The sequence below is a fragment of the Steroidobacter sp. genome (assembly GCF_016790065.1).
Lineage (GTDB): Bacteria > Pseudomonadota > Gammaproteobacteria > Steroidobacterales > Steroidobacteraceae > Steroidobacter.
On sequence record NZ_JAEUPY010000202.1, the window covers coordinates 1 to 6,730 of the forward strand.

Sequence of the window (6,730 nt, forward strand, 5' to 3'; positions counted from 1 at the left end):
CGATAGCCAGCACCATGCCGAATAGCGTCAGCATGTTGATGGAGAAACCGAACATGTACATGGCCGCGAACGTGCCCACCAGCGACACCGGCACCGCCAGCATCGGGATCACCGTGGCACGCCAGTTCTGCAAGAACAGCAACACCACGAAGAACACCAGCACCATGGCTTCCAGCAGCGTCTTGATCACTTCCTTGATCGACACCTTCACGTACTGCAACGTGTCGTAGGGCACGGAGTAGGACATGCCCTTGGGAAAGTCCTTGGCGAGCTCGGCCAAGCGCGCTTCCACAGCACCGCCGGTTTCGAGCGCATTCGCGCCAGGCTGCAACACCAACGCCATCATCACCGCGCGTTTGCCGTTGATGGTGGATTGGTTGTTGTACATCTGCGCGCCCAGCTCGACGCGCGCGACATCCTTCAGGCGCACGATGCCGCCCGACTCCGTCGTGTGTACGACGATCTGCTCGAACTCTTCCGGCTCCTGCATGCGACCTTGCGCAGTCACCGCGTACGTGAAGTCGACTTGATCGCTCACCGGCTCGACGCCGACCTGACCCGCCGCGTACTGCGAGTTCTGTTGCCGAACGGCGCTGGCGATATCGGTCGGCGTCAAGCCGAGCTGCGCCAGCTTGTCGGGCTGCATCCAGATACGAATGGAATAATCCTGACCCCACATCTGGATGTCGCCGATGCCGGGAATACGACGCAGCTCGTCGACCACGTTCAAAGTCACATAGCTGCTCATCGTGAGCATGTCGACGCTGTTATCGGGCGAATGCACCGACACGATCTGCAAGAACGTGGTCGACGCCTTGCGCACCACCACGCCTTGGCGACGCACTTCTTCCGGCAAGCGCGGCACGGCCGCTTGAATGCGGTTGTTGACGTTGACCGCCGCCATGTCCGGATCGACGCCGATGTTGAACGTGACGGTAATCATCAGCGTGCCGTTGCCCGAATTGACGGAGCTCATGTACAGCATGCCTTCGACGCCGTTGATTTCCTTTTCCAGCGGCGCCGCCACGGTCGAGGCGATGGTTTCAGCAGTCGCGCCCGGATAGGTCGCAGCCACCGTCACCGACGGCGGAATGATGTCGGGATAAGCAGAGATGGGCAGCGCACGCATGCCGCCCAAGCCGGCGATCACAATGAACGCCGAGAGCACGCACGCAAAAATAGGCCGCGTGATGAAAAACTTGGAGATCATGCAGCCTCCTTGCGCTTCGCCGCTTCAGGCTGCTGCTCGGCCTGCTTGGAAGCGGCATCCACCGACACCGCACTAACTGGAATGCCGGGCTGCACCTTGAGCACGCCCTCGACGATGAACTGATCGCCAGGCGCCAGCCCGTCGGTAACGATGATGTTGTTACCCATCGAACGGCCCAGCTGCACCGGACGGAACTCCACCTTCTGTTCGCCGTTCACGATCCAGATGAACTGCCCCTGGGCGCTCGACATCACCGCCTTGCGAGGCACAGCGACGACGTCGCTCAGCTGCACGCCTTCCACGCGCGCGCGAATGAACTGACCCGGAATCAACTGCGCCTCTGCATTCTTGAGCACGGCACGCACACGCACGGTGCCAGAATTCACATCGACGGCGTTGTCCACGAACGTGACTTTGGCCGAGTCCGGATATTCCTGGCCGCTTTCCAGCAACAGCTTCACGGTCGGCGCGCTGGTCTTGTTGGCCGGTGCCAGCGATGCACGAATCATCGCGGCTTCCGCCTCGGGCACCGAGAACTCCACATACAAAGGATCGACCTGCACGATCTTGGTCAGCAGGCTGGAGCTTTGCTCGGTGGACACCAGGCTGCCTTCGGACAGCACTTCGCGACTGGTCAGGCCCGAGATCGGCGCGCGCACGTCGGTGTACTCCAGATCGAGCTGCGCCATGCGCTGTGCCGATTCGGCTGCGGCGTGCGTGGCTTCCGCCACTTCGAATCCGGACACGGCTTCATCGCGACGGCTCTGGCTGACCGCGTTCTTTTCGAACAACGGCAACACGCGATCGCGCTGACGACGCGCTTCTTCCAGACGAGCTTTGGCGACGGCCACTTCGGCACGAGCCGAGGCCAGGCGCGCACGCACCGGCTCCGGGTCGATCAAAAACATCGGCTGGCCTTGTTTCACCGAGCCGCCTTCTTCATAGCGGCGCTTCAACACGATGCCGCCGACACGGGCGCGCACTTCCACTTCACGCGAACCGACGGTGCGCGCGGTGTAAGTGAGATCCAGCGGCACTGGATTTTTTGCCACCGTCTGCACGGTGACTTCCGGTGGCGGCATCTGATGCTGCGGTTCCTGACCCTTGCCGCATGCGCTCAGCAATGCCGAACTGACAGCGATGACAACCAGAGATTTCAACAATGACTGGCGAATGACGTTCATATGCGTCTACCTGACGAACTCAAATACGTTGCCGCGAGCGATGTTTCGCTCGGGGATTGGAAAACGGGTGGCTGTGGACGGGAGTCCGGCTGCCTTATCGCTACCGGGTCAAGCCAAGGCTCGCAACCTCAGCGGTAAGCCTCATCGGCGATTTGCAACAGCTGTTGCACGACACGCTCACGCTGCTCCTCGGTAAAACATGAAATGCGCAACGATTCGCGCATCACCAGGCCATCGATCGCCAAGGTGACGACCGCGGCTCGGGCAAAATCCACATCGCTACTCTCGAGCTGCTTGGTGTACTCGGCGATGCGCTCACGAATCACCTCCAGCAAGGTCAAGTCGTTGGCCGCCGCTGCGAACAGCGCCGCGCCCATCCCGACGATCTTGGCGCGTGGCTGCTGCTCGAGGATACCGACGATGCAGGACTTCAGATCTCGGCCATCGGTCTCACCGGTACCGCTCTTCGCCTGCTGCACGCAGTCGTGCATGCTCTCGACATACCGTTTCGCCAGCGCGCCGAGCAACGACTCCTTGGACGGGAAGTGGTAGAGCAAACCGCCTTTGCTCACACCGGCCGCTTGCGCGACCCCGTCGAGCGTCATGCGCGCTGCGCCGACCTCACCGACAACTCGTTCGGCCGCCTCGAGGATCCGCTCGCGGGCCGGACTGGTTGTGTTTGCCGCCAACTCCGCCATCCTCAGACACCTGACTGTACCGACTGGACGGTGAATATACCGTCCAGCCGGTACAGTTTGTAATAACTTTGCGGCATGCGAGCTACTGGCTTTTATGCCTCGACATGCCAGTCGAGTCGCATGAGGCGCTTGGACTCGGTTCGAGCACTGTTTAGAAAATTGAATAAAAACCGGATCCATATCAGTTCAGCGCTCAGATTCAGCAATTTTTTCTAAATCATCCGAACAGCGAAACCGCGCTGCGTAAAGTACCAGTTCGCATTGCCTCGACGTCAGCTTCACAGTCCGAGGGCTTGCGCAAATGCCGGGCCCGCCATGCGGTCGCACATTGAATGCCTAAATGAAGACGAAATAGGTCAGGCTTTTGCGACAGCCGGTGAGCAAAAGTTCGTTCTGCTGTTTCGCGTGCTGCAGCAGGGAGTAATCGAACGGAGCCCACCGTGAGCGGCTTACAATGCGCGCCGGTTGAATGACGACTTGAGGAGAACGCGCGCATGCCCGAAACCGGTGTGTCCTGGTTTAGCGGCGAACATTTTTTGCCGCATGGACACTGCTACATGTGGACGCCGGGTATTTTGTGGATGCACGTCGTCTCGGACATCCTGATCGCGATGGCGTACTTCGCCATCCCCTTCGTGCTGATTCATGTGTCGCGGCGTCGGCGGGACTTGCCCTTCAACTGGTTGTTGGTGGCGTTCGGCGTGTTCATCGTGTCCTGCGGACTGACGCACGTCATGGACGTGTGGAACGTCTGGCACACGGCGTACTGGCTCGAAGGCCTGATCAAGGTCATCACCGCTGCCGCCTCGGTGCCGACGGCGATTCTATTGTGGCGCTCGTTGCCGTTCATCCTGTCGGTGCCGAGTCAGCGCCAGCTGCGCGACGCGAACGAGTCGTTGGCGCGCGCCAATCGTGAGTTGGAGGCCTTCACTGCCTCGGTATCGCACGACCTGCGCTCGCCTTTGACGACCATTGCCGGCCAGGCAGGGTTGTTGGAACTGTCCATGCCCAACGCCACCGAAGAACAGCGCCGTCGCTTGACCCGCATTCAAGGCAGCGTGAAGCAAATGTCGGAGCTGATCGATGCGCTGCTGGCACTGTCGCGCATCTCACGACATACGTTGCATCGGGAGATCATCGATGTCTCGGCGCTGGCCGAGAGCATCTTTCAAGACCTGCGACAGAAAGATCCCCAGCGCACGGTCGAAGTGGAGATTCAACCCGGCATGGTGGTTCACGGCGATCGGCGCTTGATCAACGATCTGTTCATCAATTTGCTGGCCAACGCCTGGAAGTTCACCTCCCGCACCGAGCACGCCCGCATCGAGATCGGTCAGTCCCAGCACGGCTCGATGGCGACGCTGTTCGTGCGAGACAACGGCGCCGGTTTCGACCAGGCCCACGACCAGAAACTGTTCAAGCCCTTTCAACGTCTGCATGGCGCCGCCGAATTCGAAGGCACCGGCGTCGGCCTCGCCACCGTGGCTCGCATCATCGATCGCCACGGCGGCCGCATCTGGGCCGAAGGTAAACCGGGCGCCGGCGCGGTGTTTTATTTCACGATGCCCACCACGCCGATCACCGAGCAATTTCTGCTGATGCAACGGGCGCTGGCTTGAGCTGACGCCCGCGCTCGATATTTGTTTCGGCCGCGCTCACCGGCGTCGCGCGGCTTTTCACCGACGCGCGTTACTTCCACCCGCCCGCGGGATTAGAATCCGTGCGCCTGCCGGCCAGGCCGGCAGCGGTTGCTCATATATATCAATGACTGAAGGCTTCCATGTCATTCGACCAGAACGCACTCGACAGCCTCCGTATCGAACGCAGCCCGGAACCCAGTCGCAACAATCGCCAAGGCGGCGTCTATAAATGGTTCATCGCCGCTGTACTGGTGCTGGCAGCGGTGGCAGCCGCATATGCGCTGTTCCGAGACAACGCCATCGAAGTGGAAACAATCACCGCGACCGCAGCCGCCAGCGGCGGTAGTAGCGGTGGCGCGGTTCTGAACGCATCGGGCTACGTGGTGGCGCGCCGCCAAGCCACGGTGTCGGCCAAAGTTACCGGCAAGGTTGCCGAAGTGCTGATCGAAGAAGGCATGGAGGTCAAGGAAGGTCAGTTGCTGGCGCGCTTGGATGCAATGACCACCCGCCCGTTGCTCGAGCTTTCCGAACGCCAGCTCGAAGCCGCCACCAAGAATTTGCAAGAAGTGGAAGTGCGCCTGACCGAGGCTGAACGTAACTTGGCGCGCTCTCAGCAACTGCGCGCCGACAAACTGGTCAGCGAACAAGCGCTGGACTCCGCGCAAGCTGAAGTCGGTGCCCTGAAGGCGCGCCTGGAAGCTTTGAAAAGCGAAGTGAAAGTTGCCCAGAGCAGCGTTCGCGTGCGCGCGCAGGATCTCGACGATCTGTTGGTTCGCGCGCCGTTCGACGGCGTGGTGGTGTCGAAAGACGCGCAGCCCGGCGAAATGATTTCTCCCATTTCTGCCGGTGGCGGCTTCACGCGCACCGGAATCGCGACAGTGGTTGACATGGATTCGCGAGAGATTGAGGTCGACGTGAACGAAGCCTTCATCAATCGCGTCAAGGCCGGACAAAAAGCTGAAGCGGTGCTGGACGCGTATCCGGATTGGGTCATTCCTTGCCACGTCATCAACATCGTGCCCACTGCCGATCGACAGAAAGCGACGGTGCGCGTGCGCATTGGTTTCGATCAGCTGGATCCTCGCATCCTGCCGGACATGGGCGTGAAAGTGAGTTTCCTGGACGACCGCGCCGGCGAACCGGCCGCCGCTGCCGCCCGACCGGCGGTGCGCGTGCCGACCGACGCAGTCATCAAAGAAGGCGAAACCCGCTTTGTCTGGCGGGTTCGCGACGAATCAGTGGAACGTGTCGCGGTCCGCACCGGCGGCGAACGTAACGGACAGACAGAATTATTGTCGGGAATCGCGGCTGGCGACGTCCTTGTAGCGAAACCGGTCGAAGGCCTGGCCGAAGGCGCCCGGATCAAGAACAAAGCGGAGTGACACCATGACCGATGCAGCGTTGGTTCGATTGCGGGGAGTGGCGAAAGATTACAAGCGGGGCGCGGAAACAGTGCATGTGTTGCACTCCCTCGACCTGGACATTCCCAAGGGCGATTTCCTGGCGCTGATGGGCCCGTCCGGCTCGGGCAAGTCCACCTTGTTGAATTTGATCGGCGGCATCGACCGGCCGAGCGCCGGCTCCATCGAGATCGACGGTCGCCGTACCGATTCGATGACCGATGGCGCCTTGGGCCGCTGGCGCGCCAGCCACGTCGGCTTCGTGTTCCAAATGTATAACTTGTTGCCGGTGCTGAGCGCCGAACGCAACGTCGAGCTGCCGTTGTTGTTGACCAGCCTCTCGGCCGCCGAGCGACGCAAACGTGCGAACGCTGCGTTGAGCCTGGTGGGATTGAGCGAGCGCGCTCATCACAAGCCCAGAGAATTGTCGGGCGGCCAGGAGCAGCGAGTCGGCATCGCGCGCGCCATCGTTTCCGATCCCACGCTGTTGTTGTGCGACGAGCCCACCGGTGACTTGGATCGCAAATCCGGCGATGAAATTCTGGATCTGTTGCAGGCCCTGAATCAGCAGCAGGGCAAGACCATCATCATGGTGACG

Annotated in this window: 6 protein-coding genes; 3 read left to right on the forward strand and 3 right to left on the reverse strand. The window is 61.0% G+C overall.

The window, feature by feature from the left end:
• From JNL55_RS08705 to JNL55_RS08715, 3 genes are all read right to left on the reverse strand, one after another.
• A partial coding sequence (locus JNL55_RS08705; RefSeq protein ID WP_293852083.1) for an efflux RND transporter permease subunit occupies positions 1-1,210 on the reverse strand: 1,210 nt, incomplete at its 3' end.
• The gene (locus JNL55_RS08710; RefSeq protein ID WP_293852086.1) at positions 1,207-2,394 is read right to left on the reverse strand and encodes an efflux RND transporter periplasmic adaptor subunit; all 1,188 of its coding nucleotides are present in this window, start codon (positions 2,392-2,394) and stop codon (positions 1,207-1,209) included. The genes JNL55_RS08710 and JNL55_RS08705, both read right to left, overlap by 4 nt.
• Before the next feature lie 128 nt (positions 2,395-2,522).
• Positions 2,523-3,083 (reverse strand): TetR/AcrR family transcriptional regulator, encoded by a 561-nt coding sequence (locus JNL55_RS08715; protein ID WP_293852089.1) that lies wholly within the window; start codon positions 3,081-3,083, stop codon positions 2,523-2,525.
• A gap of 503 nt (positions 3,084-3,586) precedes the next feature.
• Here JNL55_RS08715 and JNL55_RS08720 point away from each other — a divergent pair.
• The 3 genes from JNL55_RS08720 to JNL55_RS08730 all read left to right on the forward strand — a co-directional run.
• Positions 3,587-4,711, forward strand: coding sequence for a sensor histidine kinase (locus JNL55_RS08720; RefSeq protein ID WP_293852091.1), 1,125 nt, complete (start codon positions 3,587-3,589; stop codon positions 4,709-4,711).
• A gap of 161 nt (positions 4,712-4,872) precedes the next feature.
• Positions 4,873-6,114 carry an efflux RND transporter periplasmic adaptor subunit gene (locus JNL55_RS08725; protein ID WP_293852094.1) on the forward strand — a complete coding sequence of 414 codons (1,242 nt, stop codon included), beginning with the start codon at positions 4,873-4,875 and terminating at the stop codon, positions 6,112-6,114.
• 4 nt (positions 6,115-6,118) lie between these two features.
• Positions 6,119-6,730, forward strand: a 612-nt coding sequence (locus JNL55_RS08730) for an ABC transporter ATP-binding protein (RefSeq protein ID WP_293852097.1), incomplete at its 3' end; no start/stop codon positions are given.

What these genes read in the sequence shown, in the direction of transcription:
- JNL55_RS08710 (WP_293852086.1), bottom strand. Translation starts at nt 2,394, where the DNA reads ATGAACGTCATTCGCCAGTCATTGTTGAAATCTCTGGTTGTCATCGCT.
- JNL55_RS08720 (WP_293852091.1), top strand. Translation starts at nt 3,587, where the DNA reads ATGCCCGAAACCGGTGTGTCCTGGTTTAGCGGCGAACATTTTTTGCCG.
- JNL55_RS08725 (WP_293852094.1), top strand. Translation starts at nt 4,873, where the DNA reads ATGTCATTCGACCAGAACGCACTCGACAGCCTCCGTATCGAACGCAGC.